At 71.9% G+C, this 19,288-nt stretch carries 2 protein-coding genes (1 of these 2 running past the window's edge); both read right to left on the bottom strand.

Features of this window, described 5'->3' with window-relative positions:
- Positions 1-7,567: the 5' end (the start) of a non-ribosomal peptide synthetase gene (locus tag BLU84_RS14505; protein WP_074868438.1), read on the bottom strand. The gene continues 18,044 nt to the left of window position 1, outside the view; only the first 7,567 of its 25,611 coding nucleotides appear in the window; the start codon lies at positions 7,565-7,567; its stop codon lies beyond the left edge, outside the window.
- Complete coding sequence (locus tag BLU84_RS14510; RefSeq protein WP_074868441.1) at positions 7,567-19,062, bottom strand: non-ribosomal peptide synthetase; 11,496 nt, start codon at positions 19,060-19,062, stop codon at positions 7,567-7,569. Before BLU84_RS14510 ends, BLU84_RS14505 begins: the two co-directional genes overlap by 1 nt.
- Between the last annotated feature and the right edge of the window lie 226 nt (positions 19,063-19,288).

Raw genomic sequence — 19,288 nt, forward strand, 5'->3', positions numbered from 1 at the left:
GTTCGTGCCAGACCAGTTCCGACAGGCTGGCGTGGGCGGCCAGCACGCCTTCGCGCACGCCGACCTCGCCCAGCCGCACCCGCACCGGCAAGGTGTTGATGAACAGACCCATCGCGCGGTCGGCGCGGGCGCCGCCGTGCATGCGGCCGAACAGCACCGTGCCGAACACGGCCTCGTCGCGGCCGGTGGCCTTGGCCAGCACCTGGCCCCAGGCCCAGTGGAAGACGCTCGCGGCGCTGACGCCCAGGGCCTTGGCCTGCTCGCGGATGCGCTGCGACAGCGCCGGGTCGAGCAGGCGCTGGGCCTCGCGGATGTCCTGGCCGGCGTTCTGCACGTCCTTGAGGCCGAACGGCGCGGTGGTCTCTTCGACATCGCCGAGGATGCGGCGGAAATAGTCCTCGTGTTCGGCCACGCTCACGCCCAGGCGCGCGCGGGCGACGAAGTCGCGGAACGGCACCGGCTCGGGCAGCTCGCTTTCGCGCCCGTCCTGGATCAGCGTCAGCTCCTGCATCAGCAGGTCGCTGGTGACGTGGTCCATGATCAGGTGGTGCTGCAACAGCACCAGCAGCCAACGCTGGCCGGCCGCGTCGAACGCGGCGAAGCCGCGCATCTGCGGCGCGCTGCGCACGTCGATGCGGTACTGCGCCGGGTCGGTGTAGGCGCGCAGTTGCGCGGCGATGTCGGGCCCGTCGAACACCAGGGTCTCGACTTCCAGCGCGGCGTTGCGCCACACCACCTGCACCGGTTCGTCCAGGCCTTCCCACAGCACCGCGGTGCGCAGCACGTCGTGGCGGTCGATCGCGGTCTGCAAGGCGCGCGCGAAACCGTCCAGACGCTCGCGCGAATCGAACGCGAGCGTGGTCGACAGCAGGTAGGGATCGCCCTGCGCCTGCAGCAGGTGATGGAACAGGATGCCTTCCTGCAACGGCGCCAGCGGGTAGATGTCCTGGATGTTGGCCGCGCCGCCGGGCACCGAATCGACGATGCGCGCCAGTTGCGCCTCGTCCAGCCGCACCAGCGGCAGCAGGTCCGGCGTCAGCGCGGTGGCGCCGGCCGGGATCAGGTTCGGCGGCACCGCCACTTCGCGCGTTTCGCGCTGGCGCGACTGTTCCACCGCGCGCGCCAGGCCGGCCAGGGTCGGCTGCGCGAACAGGGTGCGGATGTCGGCGTACAGGCCGCGCCCGCGCAGGCGCTCCATCAGTTGCACGGCCAGCAGCGAATGGCCGCCGGATTCGAAGAAGTGATCGTTGCGGCCGACCTGTTCGAGCTGCAGCAGCTCGGCCCAGATCTGCGCCAGCGCGATTTCGGTCGCGCCTTGCGGCGCTTCGAAATTGCGCTGCGCGTAGGCGTCCGCGTCCGGCGCCGGCAGGGCCAGACGGTCGAGCTTGCCGCTGGGCGTCAGCGGCAGGCGTTCGAGCGCGACGAAGGCCGACGGCAGCATGTACTCGGGCAGCTCGCGCGACAGCGCCGCGCGCAGTTCGGCCACCGGCGCGATCTCGGCGCCGACCAGATAGGCGACCAGGCGCTTGTCGCCGGGACGGTCCTCGCGTGCGTGCACCACCGCCTCGGCGATGCCCGGCAGGCGGCGCAGCAGCGCTTCGATCTCGCCCGGCTCGACCCGGAAGCCGCGGATCTTGAGCTGATGATCGTTGCGGCCGAGGAACTCGACCGTGCCGTCGGGCAGCCAGCGGCCGAGGTCGCCGCTGCGGTACATGCGCGCGCCATCAAAGCCGGCGAACGGATCGGCGAGGAAGCGCTCGGCGCTGAGCTCGGGGCGGTTGAGGTAGCCGCGGGCGACGCCGGCGCCGCCGATGTAGATCTCGCCGGGCGAGCCTTCCGGCACCGGCTCGCCGTGCGCGTCGAGCAGATAGATCGCGGTGTTGGCCAGCGGCCGGCCGACGCTGTGCGGGTTGGCCTGCGGCGCGCAGTCGGCGACGCTGGCGTTGATGGTGGTTTCGGTCGGGCCGTAGGCGTTGGACAGCGCCGGGCGGTGGCCGCCGCGCGACCACCACGCCGCCAGCGCGGCCGGGCTCACGGCGTCGCCGCCGATCACGATCTGGCGCAGCGCGGGCGGGATCGCCACGTCCGCGGCCTGGGCCAGCTGCTGCCAGAACAGGGTCGGCAGGTTGGCCACGGTCAGCGCGTGCTGCGCGCACAGCTCGCACCAGCGCGCGGGACCGGCGATCCACTCGTCGGTGCGCAGCACCAGGGTGGCGCCGCTGAGCAGCGCGGTGAAGATCTCCTCCACCGACACGTCGAAGGTCGGCGAAACGAACTGCAGCACGCGATCGGCCGCGCTCAGCGCGTAGTGCGCCTGCAGCGCCGCGATCTGGTTGATCAGGCCGGCGTGTTCGACCATCACGCCCTTGGGCTGGCCAGTGGAACCGGAGGTGTAGATCACATAGGCCAGCGCGTGGGCGTCGTCCGCGGTCTCATCGAGATCGGCAGCCGGCAGCGCGGCCCAGGCCGCGGCATCGGCGTCGATTTCCACCAGCGTCGCCGCAGCGGCCGGCAGACCTGCGCGCAGCTCGCGCTGGGTCAGCACCACCTTGGGCGCGCTGTCGCCGAGCAGATAGTTCAGGCGTTCGGCCGGATACGCCGGATCCAGCGGCACGTAAGCGCCGCCGGCCTTGAGCGTGGCCAGGATCGCCACGATCAGCTCGGCGCTGCGCGGCAGCGCGATAGCGACGCGTTCGTCGCGGCCGACGCCGAGCGCGCGCAAGTGCCGGGCCAGGCGATTGGCGCGGGCGTTGAGTTCGGCGTAGCTCAGCCTCTGCCCCGCCTGCTCCAGCGCGATCGCATCGGGCGTGCGCGCGGCCTGCTGCTCGAACAAACGATGGATGCCGCCGGCCTGCGGCACCGGCCGCGCGCTGGCGTTGCGGTCTTCCAGCACCCGCCGGCGCTCGTCGCGGCCGAGGATGCCGATGCGCGCGACCGCGCGGCCGTCGTCGCCGATCATGCCGCGCAGCAGCGCCTTGAAGTAATCGACATGGCGCGCGACGGTGGCGCGGTCGAACAGCGCGGTGGCGTATTCGAGCTGGCCGACGATGCGGCCGCCGACTTCCTGCAGCGCCAGCGACAGGTCGAACTGCGCGCTGCGGTGCTCGCCCGGGCCGAGTTCGCGCAGGCTCAGCGCGCCCAGGCTCAGTTCCGGCTGCGGCGTGTTCTGCCAGCTGAACATCAGCTGGAACAAGGGGCTGTGGGCGAGCGAACGCTCCGGCTTGACCGCCTCGACCACTTGCTCGAACGGCACGTCCTGATGCGCCTGCGCCTGCAGCACCTGCTCGCGCACCCGCGCCAGCAGTTCGCCGACGCCGGGGTCGCCGCCCAGGTCCAGGCGCAGCGCCAGGGTGTTGACGAAGAAGCCGATCAGCGGTTCCAGCTCGACCCGGGCGCGGTTGGCGACCGGCGTGCCGATCACCACTTCCTCCTGCCCGGCCAGGCGCGCGGCCAGCGCGCTCCACGCCGCCAGCAGGGTCATGTACAAGGTGGTGCCGTGCTTGCGCGACAGCGCGCGCAGCGCGTCGCTGGTGTCTTCGTCCAGCTCCAGGTCGAAGCTGGCGCCGGCGTAGTCCTGCACCGGCGGGCGCGGCCGGTCGGTCGGCAGTTCGATCAGCGCCGGCGCGCCGGCGAGGCGATCGCGCCAGTAGTCCAGTTGGCCGCGCTGGGCCGCGTCGGCCAGCCAGTCGCGCTGCCACAGCGCGTAATCGGCGTATTGCAGCGGCAGCGCCGGCAGCGGGTCGATATCCACCGCCACGCCGTCGAGCGCGTACGCGCGGTACAGCTCGCTGAGCTCGCGTACCAGCACGCCGACCGACCAGCCGTCGGAGACGATGTGGTGCAAGGTCAGCAGCAGGGCGTGGTCGTCCGCGCCGAAGCGCAGCAGGCGCCCGCGCGCCAGCGGGCCGGCGGCGAGGTCGAACGGCGCGTCTTTCTCGATCCGGCTCCAGCGCGCCAGTTCGGCGTCGATGTCCTCGGCGTCGCTGAGGTCCTGCTGGGCCAGGGCGAAGCCGGCGGCCTCGCCGATGCTCTGCACCGGCCGGCCCTCGTGCGAGGCGAAGCGGGTGCGCAGCGCTTCGTGACGGGCGACGATGCGGTCGAGCGCGGCCTGCAGCGCGGCCACGTCCAGCGGCCCGCGCAGGCGCAGCCCGCCGGCCATGTGATAGGCGGCGCTGGCGGCTTCGTCCATCTGCGCCAGGAACCACAGCCGCTGCTGCGCGAACGACATCGGCAGCGCCGGCGGCCGCGCCGCGGCGGCGATGGCCGGCAGGGCTTCGCCGCGCTGCGCCGAGGCGGCGCGGGCGAACTCTTCCAGCACCGGATGGGCGAACAACAGCGACAGCGCCACATTCAGGCCCAGGCGCTGTTGCAGCCGCGCGGTCGCCTGCAAGGCCAGCAGCGAATGGCCGCCGAGGTCGAAGAAATGATCGCGCCGCCCGACCCGCTCGACCTGCAGCAGCTCGGCCCAGATCTGCACCAGCGCGGTTTCGGTCTCGCCCTGCGGGGCTTCATAGGCGCGGTGGGCGAAGTGGTCGTCCTGCGGCGCCGGCAAGGCGCGGCGGTCGAGCTTGCCGTTCGGGGTCAGCGGCAGGCGCTCGAGGGTCACGAACGCCGACGGCAGCATGTATTCGGGCAGCTCGCGCGCCAGCGCGTCGCGCAGTTGCGCCGCCGGGGCCAGCGCGTCGCCGACCAGATACGCGACCAGGCGCTTGTCGCCGGCGCCGTCCTCGCGCGCGTGCACCGCCGCTTCGCGCACGCCGGGCAGGCGCGCCAGGCGCGCGTCGATCTCGCCCAGCTCGATGCGGAAGCCGCGGATCTTGAGCTGTTGGTCGTTGCGGCCGAGGAATTCGAGATTGCCGTCGGGACGCCAGCGGCCGAGGTCGCCGCTGCGGTACATGCGCGCGCCGACGCGGCCGGCGAAGGGATCGTCGAGGAAGCGCTCGCGGGTCAGTTCGGGGCGGTTGAAGTAACCGCTGGCGACGCCGGCGCCGCCGATATAGATCTCGCCCGCCACGCCTTCGGGCACCGGTTCGCCGAAAGCGTCGAGCAGGTAGATCGCGGCGTTGGCGATCGGTCGGCCGATGTGCGGCGCGGCGCCGTCCGCGCGCAGCGGCCCGGAGGTCGCCACCACCGTAGCTTCGGTCGGGCCGTAGTTGTTGATCAGTTCGAACGGCAGCGGCGCGGCGGGCACGCGGCTGAGGCGGTCGCCGCCGGTGAGCAGGCTGCGCAGCGCCCTGCCGGGCTGGGCCACGCTCGCATCGGACAGCGCGATCTCGGCCAGCGCGGTGACCAGGAAACCGCTGTGCAGCTCCTGCGCCTGCCACCACTGCAGCAACTGCAGCGGATCGCCGGCCGCGGCCTGCGGCGGCAGCGCCAGGGTCGCGCCCATGCTCAGCGCCGGCCAGATTTCCCAGGTGCAGGCGTCGAAGGCGACGCCGGCCATGGCCGCGGTGCGCTCGCCGGGTTGCAGCGGGAAGGTCTCGCAATGCCAGCCGACCAGATTGGTCAGGTTGGCGTGCTCCACCATTACGCCCTTGGGCTCGCCGGTGGAACCGGAGGTGTAGATCACATAGGCCAGATTGACCGCGCTGAGCCCGAGCGCGCCGGGATACGGATTCTCCGCCGGCGCCTGCGCCCAGGCCGCTTCGTCGTCCAGGCGCACCACCGCGGTGGTTTCGCCGACCGACAGCGCGGCGTGCAGCTCGCCCTGGGTCAGCAGCGCCTTGGGCGCGCTGTCGGCGAGCAGGTAATCCAGGCGTTGCGGCGGATAGGCCGGATCCATCGGCACGTAGGCGCCGCCGGCCTTGAGCGTGGCCAGCATCGCCACAACGAGCTCCGGGCTGCGTTCCAGCAGCAGCGCCACGCGCCGGTCCGGGCCGACGCCGAGTCCGCGCAGATGCGCCGCGAGCCGGTTGGCGCGCGCATTGAGTTCGGCGTAGCTCAGCCGCTGCCCGTCCTGCTCCACTGCGATCGCATCGGGCGTGCGCTGCGCCTGTTCCTCGAACAGTTGCTGCATGCACACGCCCTGGCGGTAGGCGCGACGCGGCGCCGCGCCGCGTTCCACCGCGGCGCGGCGTTGCTGAGCGTCGAGCAGCGCGATGCGCGCGACCGGCTGGGCGTCGTCGGCGGCCATGCCGCGCAGCAGCGCCTTGAGGTAATCCCAGTGCTGCGCGACGGTGGCGCGGTCGAACAAGGCGGTGGCGAAGCCGAGGCTGCCGACGATGCGGCCGTCGATCTCCTGCAGGCCCAGCGACAGATCGAACTGGGCGCTGCGGCGCTCGCCTTCGTCCATGGCCTGCAAACGCAGGCCGCCGATCTCCAGCGCCTCGCCTTCGTCGGCGTTGTGCCAGGTGAACATGAGCTGGAACAGCGGCGTATGCGCGAGCGAACGCGTCGGCTTGACCGCTTCGACCACCTGCTCGAACGGCACGTCCTGGTGCGCCTGCGCCTGCAGCACCTGCTCGCGCACGCGCGCCAGCAGTTCGCCGGCATTCGGCGCGCCGCTGAGGTCCAGGCGCAGCGCCAGGGTGTTGACGAAGAAACCGATCAGCGGTTCCAGCTCGACCCGGTTGCGGTTGGCCACCGGCGTGCCGATCACCACTTCGTCCTGGTTGGACAGGCGCGCGGCCAGCGCGGCCCAGGCCGCCAGCAGAGTCATGTACAAGGTGGTGCCGTGCTTGCGCGAGAGCGCGCGCAAGGACTCGCTGAGCTCGGCGTCGAATTCGAGGTCGAGGCTGGCGCCGGCGTAGTCCTGCACCGGCGGGCGCGGCCGGTCGCCGGGCAGCTCGATCAGCGCCGGCGCGCCGTCGAGGCGTTCGCGCCAGTACGCCTGTTGCTTGAGCTGGACCTCGCCGCTGAGCCATTCGCGCTGCCACAGCGCGTAATCGGCGTATTGCACCGGCAGTTCCGGCAGCGGATCGATCTGCGCGGCGACGCCGTCGACGGCGTAGGCGCGGTACAGCTCGGCCAGTTCGCGCATCAGCACGCCCATCGACCAGCCGTCGGAGACGATGTGGTGCAGGGTCAGCAACAGCACGTGCTCGCCCTCGCCCAGGCGCAGCAGGCGCCCGCGCGCGAGCGGGCCGGCGGCCAGGTCGAACGGCGCGTCTTCTTCGGTGCGGCTCCAGCGCGCGACTTCGGCGTCGATGTCGGCGGCCTGGCTCAGGTCGTGGCGCTGCAGCTCGAACCCGGCGCGCGCGAGGATGCGCTGCACCGGCTGGCCGTCGACCCAGTCGAACACCGTGCGCAGCGCTTCGTGGCGCTGCACGATCCGGTCCAGCGCCGCCTGCAGCGCGGACTCGTCGAGCGCGCCGCGCAGGGCGAAGCGCAGCGGCACGTGATAGGCCGCGCTGGCCTGCTCGCCCATGTTGGCGATCAGCCACAGCCGCTGCTGGGCGTAGGACGCCGGCCAATGCGCGGCGTCGCCGCCGCGGCGCTCGATCCGCTCGGCCGCGCGCGCGGCATCGCGCGCGGAACCGCCGCTGCGCGCCAGCTTGGCGGCCTTGGCGCGGGCCAGCAGGGCTTCGCGCTCGGCGCGGCTCAGACCATCCATCGAAGAGGTATTCATCAGGCGGAGCCTTTGACCAGTTCTTGCTCGGAAAGAAGAGAAGCGATGTCCTGCGGGTCGAACGCCGACAGTTCGTAGTCGACGATCACGCCCGACAGCGCGGCCAGGGTCGGATTGGAGAACACTTCGGCCAGCGGGATGTCCAGCTCCCACTCGCGGCGGATGCGCGAGACCAACTGCGTCGCCATCAGCGAATGGCCGCCGATTTCGAAGAAGTGGTCGTGGCGGCCGATGCGCGGCAGCTTGAGCAGTTCCATCCACACCGCGGCGAGCACGTTCTCGATCTCGCCCTGCGGTTCCTCGTAGGCCTGCAGCGCGTAGGCGTCGCCCTCCGGCGCCGGCAGCGCGCGGCGGTCGAGCTTGCCGTTGGGCGTCAGCGGCAGGCGCTCGAGGATCGCGAACGCGGCCGGCAGCATGTACTCGGGCAGTTCCTTGGCCAGCGCCTCGCGCAGCTGCGCGGCCGCCGGCACGTCGGCGCCGACCAGGTAGGCGACCAGGCGCGGCTCGCCCGGGCTGTCTTCGCGCGCATGCACCACCGCCTCGGCGACGCCGGGCTGGCGGGCCAGGCGCGCTTCGATCTCGCCCAGTTCGATGCGGAAGCCGCGGATCTTGACCTGATGGTCGTTGCGGCCGAGGAACTCGATGCGGCCGTCGCCGCGCCAGCGCGCCAGATCGCCGCTGCGGTACATGCGCGCGCCCTCGCGGCCGGCGAACGGGTCGTCGAGGAAACGCTCGGCGCTGAGCTCGGCGCGGTTGAGATAACCGCGGGCGACGCTGGCGCCGCCGATGTAGAGCTCGCCGGCCACGCCTTGCGGCACCGGTTCGCCGTGCGCGTCGAGCAGGTAGATCGCGGTGTTGGCGATCGGCCGGCCGATGTGCACCGCGCCGTCGTCGGCGCGCAGCGTGCCCGAGGTCGCCACCACCGTGGTTTCGGTCGGGCCGTAGTTGTTGACCAGTTCGAACGGCAGCGCCGCATCGGGCAGGCGGTTGAGGCGGTCGCCGCCGGTCAGCAGGCTGCGCAGCGCCCTGCCCGGCTGGGCCGCGGCCGCATCCTGCAACGCGATCTCGGCCAGCGCGGTGACCAGGAAGCCGCTGTGCAGCTCCTGCGCCTGCCACCACTGCAGCAACTGCGCCGGGTCGCCGGCGGCCGCGCGCGGCGGCAGCGCCAGGGTCGCGCCCATGCTCAACGCCGGCCAGATTTCCCAGGTGCAGGCGTCGAAGGCCATGCCGGCCATGCTCGCGGTGCGCTCGCCGGGCTGCAGCGGGAAGGTCTCGCAATGCCAGCCGACCAGATTGGCCAGATTGGCGCGCTCGACCATCACGCCCTTGGGCTGGCCGGTCGAGCCGGAGGTGTAGATCACATAGGCCAGATGCTGTTCGTCCAGGCCCAGCGCGGCCGGGTCCGGATCGGCGTCGGACAGCTGCAGCCACGAGGCCGCCGGATCGTCGATCACCACCACGCCGGCGGTCATCAGCGCGCGGCTGGACGGCAGCGCGTCTTCCAGCGAGGCCTGGGTCAGCACCACCTTGGGCCGGCTGTCGTCGAGCATGAACGCCAGGCGTTCGGACGGATACAGCGGATCCAGCGGCACGTAGGCGCCGCCGGCCTTGAGCGTGGCCAGCATCGCCACGATCAGGTCCGGCCCGCGTTCCAGCAGCAGCGCCACGCGCTGGTCCGGACGCACGCCCAGCGCGATCAGGCGATGGGCGAGACGGTTGGCGCGGGCGTTGAGTTCGGCGTAGCTCAGGCTCGCGCCTTCGTGCACCACCGCCGCAACTTGCGCGGCGTCGCGCGCGCGCGCCTGCACCCGCCGCACCACGCTGAGTTCGCGCGGGTACGGGCGCCGGGTCGCGTTCCAGGTTTCCAGCACCTGGCGCCGCTGCGGCGAGGACAGCAACGGCAGCCGGCTGACCGGCCGCGCATCGTTGGCCACCATCGCCGCCAGCAGGGTCTTCCAGTGGCCGCTCCAGCGCACGATGGTGTCGGCGTCGAACAAGGCCTTGGCGAACACCACCGAGCATTCGATGCGCTCGCCGGTTTCGGTGGCCGACCACCACAGGTCGATCTGCGCCGAGGTGGTGTCGGGCAGGATCGGCTCGATCTCCATCTGCGGCAGGTGCAGGGTTCCGTCGGGCGTGTTCTGCATGACGAAGGCGACCTGGTACAGCGGCGTGTGCGCGCGGCTGCGCGGCGGCTTGACCGCCTCGACCACCTGCTGGAACGGCACGTCGTTGTGCGCCTGCGCCGCCAGCGCGGTGGCGCGCACCCGCGCCAGCAGCTCGGCCGTGCTCGGCTCGCCGGACACGTCGATGCGCAGCGCCAGGGTGTTGACGAAGAAGCCGATCAGCGGCTCGACCTCGGCATGGCTGCGGTTGACGCCGGCGGTGCCGACGACCAGATCGTCCTGGCCGGACAGCCGGCTCAGCAGCGCGGCCCAGCCGGCCAGCAGGGTCATGTACAAGGTGGTGCCGTGGCGCTGGCTCAGCGCGCGCAGGCCCTGGCTCAGCTCGGCGTCGAGCTCGAAGGTCAGGGTGCCGCCGCTGAGGTCCTGCACCGCCGGTCGCGGCCGGTCGCCGGGCAGTTCCAGCAGCGCCGGCGCGCCGAGCAGATGCCCGCGCCAGAAGTCCAGCTGGCGCTGCAGCACCGCGCCGTCGAGCCACTGGCGCTGCCACAGCGCGTAGTCGGCGTACTGCACCGGCAGCGCCGGCAGCGGATCCTCGTCCGGCGACAAGCCGTCGACGGCGTAGGCGCGATACAGCTCGCCGAGCTCGCGCATCAGCACGCTCATCGACCAGCCGTCGGAGACCACGTGGTGCACGGTCAGCAGCAGGATGTGGTCCTGCGCGGCCAGCTTGAGCAAGCGGCCGCGGATCAGCGGGCCGGTGCCCAGGTCGAAGGTCTCGTGCGCCTCGATCCCGGTCCAGCGCTCCACCTCGGCATCGATATCGGCCGCGCCGCTGAGGTCGTGCCGGTTCAGCGCGAAGCGGCCGTCGGCGCGGATGCACTGCACCGGCTGGCCCTGTTCCAGACCGAAGCTGGTGCGCAGCACTTCATGGCGCTGGACGATGCGGTCGAGCGCGGCCTGCAGCGCAGCCTGGTCAAGCGCGCCGCGCAGGCGCAGGCCGCCGGGCACGTGATAGGCCGCGTTGGCTTCCTCGCCCATCTGCGCCAGGAACCACAGGCGCTGCTGGGCGAACGACAGCGGCAGCGCGGCCGGACGCTGGCCGGTGCGGATCGGCGGCAGAGTGCTGGCTTCGGCCTGGGCGACGCGTTCGGCCAGATCGCTCAGCACGGGGCTGGCGAACACGCTGGCCAGTTCCAGTTCCTGGCCCAGGCGCTGGCGCACGCGCGAGGTCAGCTGCATCGCCAGCAGCGAGTGGCCGCCGATCTCGAAGAAATGATCGCGCCGGCCGACCCGCTCGATCCGCAGCAGTTCGGTCCAGATATCGGCCAGCGCCTGTTCCACCGGCCCTTGCGGCGGTTCGTACTCGCGCTGCACGAAGGCCTCGCCGTCCGGCGAAGGCAGCGCGCGGCGGTCGAGCTTGCCGTTGGGGGTGAGCGGCCACGCCGCCAGGGTCACGAACGCCGCCGGCAGCATGTACTCGGGCAGCGCCTTGGCCAGCGCCGCGCGCAGGTGCTGCGCTTCGGGAATCTGCGGGCCGACCAGATACGCGACCAGACGGCGTTCGCCGCTGGCGTCCTCGCGCAGCGTCACCAGCGCTTCCTGCACGCCGGGCTGGCGGGTCAGCTGGTTCTCGATCTCGCCCAGCTCGATGCGGAAGCCGCGCAGTTTCACCTGGGCATCGTTGCGGCCCTGGAATTCCAGCACGCCGTCGCCGCGCCGCCGGGCCAGGTCGCCGGTGCGGTACATGCGCGCGCCATCAAGGCCGGCGAAGGGGTCGTCGAGGAAACGCTCGCGGCTGAGCTCGGCGCGGTTGAGATAACCGCGGGCGACGCCGGCGCCGCCGATGAAGATCTCGCCGGCGACGCCGGTCGGCACCGGTTCGCCGTGCGCGTCCAGCAGATAGATCGCGGTGTTGGCGATCGGCCGGCCGATCGGCGGTGCGCTCGGCGCATCGACGTCGCAGCGCTGATAGGTCGCCCAGATGGTCGATTCGGTCGGGCCGTAGGCGTTGACGAAGCGGCGCCCGCGCGCCCAGCGCCGCACCAGCGCCTGCGCGCAGGCGTCGCCGGCCACCACCATCGTGCGCACGCTGGCGAAGGCGGGTTCGTCTTCGACGCTGGTCAGCACCGCCGGGGTCAGGGTGAGATGGGTGATGCCGTGGCGGCGCACCGCGTCGGCCAGGGTCTGGCCGGCCAGCAGCGCGCCGGGCGCGGGCACGTACAAGGTCGAGGCGTGGCAGAGCGCCATCACCATCTCGAACACGCTGGCGTCGAAGCTGAAGGACGCGCACTGCAGCACGCGGCTGCCGGGCTCGACTTCGAGCGCGTCGGCCTGCGCGGCGACCAGGTTGCACAGGCCGCGGTGCGGCACCATCACGCCCTTGGGCTTGCCGGTGGAGCCGGAGGTGTAGATCACATAGGCCAGATGGTCCGGCGTCAGCCCGAGCGCGTCGGCGTCGGGATCGGCGTCGGAGAGTTGCGCCCACGGCGCCGCCGGGTCGTCGAGTTCGACCACGCTGGCGGTCATCAGCGCGCGGCTCGCCGGCAGGCGTTCCTGCACCGTGCTGTGGGTCAGCACCGCCTTGGGCCGGCTGTCGTCGAGCATGAAGGCCAGACGTTCGGACGGATACTGCGGATCCAGCGGTACGTACGCGGCGCCAGCCTTGAGCGTGGCCAGCATCGCGATCACGAACTCGGCGCCGCGTTCCAGCGCCAGGGCGACGCGGTGATCCGGGCGCACGCCCAGCGAAATCAGGTAATGGGCCAGGCGGTTGGCGCGGGCGTTGAGTTCGGCGTAGCTAAGGCGCTGGTCTTCGTGCACCAACGCCGGCACGTCGCCGGCCTGCGCGGCCTGCGCTTCGACCCAGGCGTGGACGTGGCGCTGCGGCGGCAAGGCGCGCTCGGTGCGGTTCCAAGCGCGCACCGCGTCTTCGCGCTGCGCCGCAGTCAGCAGCGGCAGCCGGCTCAGGGCCTGGGCGTCGTCGGCGATCATGCCGCGCAACAACACCTCCCAGTGGCCGATCCAGCGCTCGATGGTGTCGGCGTCGAACAAGGCGGTGGCGAACACGACTTCGCCGTGCAACTGCTCGCCCTGCTCGCTGATCGACCACCACAGGTCGGTCTGCGCGCGGGTCTGCGGCGCTTCCATCGCTTCGACCTGCAAACCGGGCAGATGCGGCACCGGATCGACCTGGTTCTGCATCACGAACACGACCTGGTACAGCGGCGTGTAGGCCAGGCTGCGCGCCGGCTTGAGCGTTTCCACCACTTGCTCGAACGGCAGGTCCTTGTTGGCCTGCGCGGCCAGCGCGGTGTCGCGCACCTGGGCCAGGAACGCGGCCGCGCTGGGGTCGGCGGACAGGTCGAAGCGCAGCGCCAGGGTGTTGAGGAACAGGCCGATCAGCGGTTCCAGGTCGGTGCGGTTGCGGTTGACCATCGGCGTGCCGACGACCAGATCCTGCTGCCCCGACAAGCGCCCCAACAGCGCCGCCCAGGCCGCCAGCAGGGTCATGTACAAGGTGGTGCCGTGGCGATGGCTGAAGGCGTGCAGCTCGCGGGTCAGCGCCGCGTCGAGCTGGAAGCGGCGGCGCTCGCCGGCGTGTTCCTGCAGCGCCGGGCGCGGCCGGTCGGTCGGCAGTTCCAGCAGGTCCGGCGCGGCGCGCAGGTGGTCGCGCCAATAGTCCTGCTGGTGCCGCAGCAGGTCGCCGTCGAGCCAGCCGCGCTGCCACAGCGCGTAGTCGGCGTACTGCACCGGCAGCGGCGGCAGCGGGTCGTCGTGCTGCGCCACGCCGTCGAGCGCGTACGCGCGGTACAGCGCGCTGAGCTCGTCGATCAACACGCCCATCGACCAACCGTCGGAGGCGATGTGGTGCTGGGTCAGCAGCAGGGCGTGGTCGCCCTCGCCCAGGCGCAGCAGGCGCCCGCGCACCGGCGCGGCGCGTTCCAGGTCGAACGGCGCGCGCGCTTCTTCCAGCGCCTGTCGCTGCAGTTCGGCCTGCGGGTCGGCGGCGGCGCTGAGGTCGTGGCGGCTCAGGGCGAAGCCGGAGGCGGCGTCGATGCGCTGCACCGGCTGCCCGTCGACGCGCTCGAAGCGGGTGCGCAGCGCTTCGTGGCGCTGCACGATCCGGGCCAGCGCCGCGTCCAGCGCGGCCTCGTCCAGCGCGCCGCGCAGGCGCAGGCCGAGCGGGATGTTGTGCGCGGCGTTGGCTTCCTCGCCCATTTGCGCGACGAACCACAGCCGTTGCTGGGCGAACGACAGCGGCAACGCCGCCGGACGCGGGCCCGCGCTCAGCGCCGGCAGCGCGTCGGCGTGGGCCTGGGCCAGCGCGGCGGCGAAGTCGGCCAGCACCGGCTGGGCGAACAACTGCGGCAGCGAGGCTTCCAGGTTCAAACGCTGGCCGATGCGCGAGAGCAGCCGCATCGCCAGCAACGAGTGGCCGCCGAGGTCGAAGAAGTGGTCGCGACGGCCGACCCGTTCGACCCGCAGCAGTTCGGCCCAGATCTGCGCCAGCGCGGTTTCGATCTCGCCCTGCGGCGCCTCATAGGCGCGGTGGGCGTAATGCTCGTCCTGCGGCGCCGGCAGCGCGCGGCGGTCGAGCTTGCCGTTGGGGGTCAGCGGCAGGCGTTCGAGGATCACGAACGCGGTCGGCACCATGTAGTCCGGCAGCTCGCGCGCGAGCGCCTCGCGCAGTTGCGCGGCCGGCGCCAGCCCGGCGCCGGCCAGATAGGCGACCAGGCGCTTGTCGCCGGCCGCGTCCTCGCGCACGTGCGCGGCGGCTTCGGCGACGCCGGGCAAGCGCGCCAGCTGCGCTTCGATCTCGCCCAGCTCGATGCGGAACCCGCGCAGCTTGATCTGATGGTCGTTGCGGCCGAGGAACTCGAGATTGCCGTCGGGCAGCCAGCGGCCGAGATCGCCGCTGCGGTACATGCGCGCGCCCTCGCGGCCGGCGAACGGGTCGTCGAGGAAACGTTCGGCGCTCAGCTCGGGACGGTTGAGATAGCCGCGGGCGACGCTGGCGCCGCCGATGTAGATCTCGCCGGCCACGCCTTCGGGCACCGGCTGGCCGTGCGCGTCGAGCAGATAGATCGCGGTGTTGGCGATCGGCCGGCCGATGTGCAGGGCGGCATCGTCGCCGCGCAGGCGGCCGGAGGTCGCCACCACCGTGGTTTCGGTCGGGCCGTAGTTGTTGATCAGGTGGAACGGCAGCTCGCGCTCGGGCAGACGGCTGAGGCGGTCGCCGCCGGTGAGCAGGCTGCGCAGCGCCCTGCCCGGCTGGGCCGCGGACTCGTTCGACAGCGCGCTGTCGGACAGCACGATCTCGGCCAGCGCGGTCACCAGGAAGCCGCTGTGCAGCTCCTGCGCCCGCCACCAGTGCAGCGCCTGCATCGGATCGCCGGCCGCGGCCTGCGGCGGCAGCGCCAAGGTCGCGCCCATGCTCAGCGCCGGCCAGATTTCCCAGGTGCAGGCGTCGAACGCGACGCCGGCCAGGCTGGCGGTGCGCTCGCCGGGCTGCAGCGGGAAGGTTTCGCAGTGCCAGCCGACCAGGTTGGCCAGATGGTCGTGCTCGACCATCACGCCCTTGGGCTGGCCGGTGGAACCGGAGGTGTAGATCACATAGGCCAGATCGCCGCCGTCGACGGCGATGCGCTCGCCGGCCTCGCTGTCGGCGGCGTCCGCGTGCGCGTCCTCGCCGTCGAGCTGCAGCACCGGCGCCGTCGCGTCCAGCGCGAACTGCGCGCACAGTTCGGCCACGCTCAGCACCGCCTTGGGCGCGCTGTCGGCGAGCAGGAACGCCAGGCGCTCGGCCGGATACGCCGGGTCCATCGGCACGTAGGCGCCGCCGGCCTTGAGCGCAGCGAGCATGCCCACCACCAGTTCGGCGCTGCGCGGCAGCACCAGCGCTACCCGATCGTTCGTGCCGACGCCCAGCGCGCGCAAACGCCGCGCCACGCGCTCAGCGCGGGCGTCGAGTTCGGCGTAGCTCAGTGTCTGCCCGTCCTGGTCCAGCGCCACCGCGTCGGGCGTATCGGCCGCACGGCTTTCGAACGCGCGGTGCACGCCGCCCTGGCGCGGGTAGTCGCGCCGGGTCGCGTTGCGCTCGCGCAGCAGCCGTTCGCGCTCGTCGCTTTCGAGCACGTCGATGGTCCAGGCTGCGGCGTCGGGCGCGCGTTCCAGCGCATCCGCCGCGCGCTCCAGCACGCGCTGCAGGTAATCGCAGACGCGCCCGCCATCGATGTCGGCGACGATCTGCAGGCCCAGGCCGAAGTCCTCGCCGCGGTCGTCGACCGAGAGATTGAAGGCGTAGTTGGTCCGCTCCTTGAACGCGAGCAACTGCACGCCCTTGCCCCAGCCCCGCTCCACATCGATGCCGAGCGAACCGGCGCTGTAGTGGTAGTTGAGCAAGGCCGAGAACAGCGGCGTCGACGCCGGCAGCGCGCTGCAGCGCTGGGCCAGCGCCAGCGGCGCGTGTTCGTGCCAGACCAGTTCCGACAGGCTGGCATGAGTGGCCAGCACGCCCTCGCGCACGCCGATCTCGCCCAGGCGCACGCGCACCGGCAACGTGTTGATGAACAGGCCGAGCGCGCGATCCGCGCGCGAACCGCCGTGCATGCGCCCGAACAGCACCGTGCCGAACACCGCCTCGTCCTGGCCGGTGGTCTTGGCCAGCACCTGGCCCCAGGCCCAATGGAACACGCTCGCCGCGCTGACGCCCAAGGCCTTGGCCTGGGCGCGCAGGCGCCGCGACAGCGCCGGGTCGAGCGTGCGCTGCAGCTCGACGATGTCCTGCCCCGCGCCCTGCACGTCCTTGCGACCGAACGGCGCGGTGGTCTCTTCGACATCGCCGAGGATGCCGCGGAAGTAGCTTTCGTGCTCTTCCACGCTCACGCCCAGGCGCGCCTGGGCGACGAAGTCGCGGAACGGGACCGGCGCGGGCAATTCGTTTTCGCGTCCGTCCTGGATCCACGCCAACTCCTGCATCAGCAGGTCGCTGGTGATGTGGTCCATGATCAGATGGTGCTGCAACAGCGTCAGCAGCCAGCGCTGGCCGGCCGCATCGAACGCAGCGTAACCGCGCATCTGCGGCGCGCTGCGCACGTCGATGCGGTTGTGCGACGGGTCGGTGTGGGCGAGCAGTTGCGCCTCGACATCGGCGCCGTCGAAGGCCAGGGTCTCGACCTGCAGCGTCGCCTTGCGCCACACCACCTGCACCGGCTCGCTGAGCCCTTCCCACAGCACCGCGGTGCGCAGCACGTCGTGGCGGTCGATGGCGATCTGCAGCGCACGCACGAAGCCGTCCAGGCGCTCGCGCGAGTCGAACTCGAGCGTGGTCGACAGCAGGTAGGGATCGCCCTGGGTCTGCAGCAGATGGTGGAACAGGATGCCTTCCTGCAGCGGCGCCAGCGGATAGACGTCCTGCAGGTTGGCCGCGCCGCCGGCCACCGAATCGACGATGCGCGCCAGTTGCGCCTCGTCCAGGTGCACCAGCGGCAGTTGGTCAGGGGTCAATGCGGTGGCGCCGGCCGGGATCAGGTTCGGCGGCACCGCCACTTCGCGCCAATCGCGCTCGCGCGCCTGCTCCACCGCCTGCGCCAGCGCCGCCAGGGTCGGCTGGGCGAACAGCGTGCGCACATCGGCGTAGAAGCCGCGGTCGCGCAAGCGCTCCATCAACTGCACGGCCAGCAGCGAATGGCCGCCGGATTCGAAGAAATGGTCGTCGCGGCCGACGCGTTCGAGTTGCAGCAGGTCGGCCCAGATCTGCGCCAGCGCGGTTTCGGTTTCGCCCTGCGGCGCGGTGTAGGCGCGCTGCGCGTAGGCCTCGTGGTCCGGCGCCGGCAAGGCCTGGCGGTCGAGCTTGCCGTTGGGCGTCAGCGGCAGGCGCTCCAGCGTCACGAACGCCGCGGGCACCATGTAGTCGGGCAATTCGCGCGACAGCGCCGCGCGCAATTCCGCCGCCGGCGCGATGTCGGCGCCGATCAGATAAGCAACCAGGCGCTTGTCGCCGGGACGGTCCTCGCGCGCGTGCACCACCGCCTCGTCGACGCCGGCCAGCTCGCGCAGGCGCGCTTCGATCTCGCCCGGCTCGACCCGGAAACCGCGGATCTTGATCTGCTGATCGTTGCGGCCGAGGAATTCCAGATTGCCGTCGGGCAACCAGCGGCCGAGGTCGCCGGTGCGGTACATGCGCGCCTCGCCGCCGCCCGCGAACGGATCGACGAGGAAGCGCTCAGCGGTAAGCTCGGGGCGGTTGAGGTAACCGCGCGCCACGCTCGCGCCGCCGATGAAGATCTCGCCGGGCGCACCGTCCGCGACCGGCTGGCCGTTCTCGTCGAGCAGATAGATCGAGGTGTTGGCGATGGGACGGCCGATATGCAGCGCGGCATCGTCCGCGCGCAGCCGTCCCGAGGTCGCCACCACCGTGGTTTCGGTCGGGCCGTAGTTGTTGATCAGCTCGAACGGCAGATGCGCGTCCGGCAAGCGGCTCAGTCGGTCGCCGCCGGTCAGCAGCCGGCGCAGCGGCCCGGTCGCGGGCGCGCGCTTGAGCGCGATTTCCGCCAGCGCGGTGACCAGGAAGCCGCTGTGCAGTTCCTGCGATTCCCACCAGCGCAGCAGCGCCAGCGGGTCGCCCGCCGCCGCGGCCGGCGCCAGCACCAAGGTCGCGCCCATGCACAGCGGCGGCCAGATTTCCCAGGTGCAGGCATCGAACGCCAAGCCGGCCGCGCACGAGCTGCGCTCGCCTTCGCCGAGCGCGAACGCATCGCAATGCCAATCGAGCAGATTGCGCAGGTTGCGGTGCTCGACCATCACGCCCTTGGGCTGGCCGGTCGAGCCGGAGGTGTAGATCACATAGGCCAGATGCTCCGGCGCCAGCCCGGTTTCGGCGCGGCTCAAGTCGCTGCCGTCGAGCCGATCCCACGGACGCTGCGGCGCGTCCAGCGCGATCCGCGGCGGCGATGCGGCCGCGTCGTCGCCCTCGCCCAAGCTCAGCAGCAGCCGCGCGCCACTGTCGGCGAGCATGTAGCTCTGGCGCTCCGGCGGATAGGCCGGATCCAGCGGCAGATACGCTGCGCCGGCCTTGGCGATGGCCAGCATCGCCACGATCAGCTCGGCGCTGCGCGGCAGGCGCAAGGCGACGCGGTCGTCCGCGCCGACGCCGAGCGCGCGCAGATGCCGCGCCAGGCGGTTGGCGCGCGCGTTGAGTTCGCCATAGCTCAGCTCGAATCCGTCCTGGCGGATCGCGACCGCCGACGGCGACAGCGCTGCGCGCTTCTCGAACAGTTCGTGCGCGCACAGCTGCGCGTCCAGGGAATGACGGTTGACGATCGGGGCGGCCGGAGCGTTGTCGCTGCGACGGTGGTGGTCCGTTCTCATCGATGTCCCTTTGAAGTGGTCGCGCCGCATTGCCGCACAGGTTGGAAGCGCGGAGTGCGACAGGTGGGTCGATCTGTTCGGGTTGCGGAATGCGGCGTTTTGAACGCGTTTTCGCGAAAAAACCGCGGCCCGGCCGAAAAGCGCGCGCACGAATCCAGGAGGCGATGCCCCCGGAGCGATGGCGATGGATGCGCGCGGGCCGCGCGAAGCGCGGCCTCAGTGGCGG

Origin of the sequence: Lysobacter enzymogenes, assembly GCF_900106525.1 — a bacterium.
GTDB classification, from domain to species: Bacteria; Pseudomonadota; Gammaproteobacteria; order Xanthomonadales; family Xanthomonadaceae; genus Lysobacter; species Lysobacter enzymogenes.

What these genes read in the sequence shown, in the direction of transcription:
- BLU84_RS14510 (WP_074868441.1), bottom strand. Translation starts at nt 19,062, where the DNA reads ATGAGAACGGACCACCACCGTCGCAGCGACAACGCTCCGGCCGCCCCG.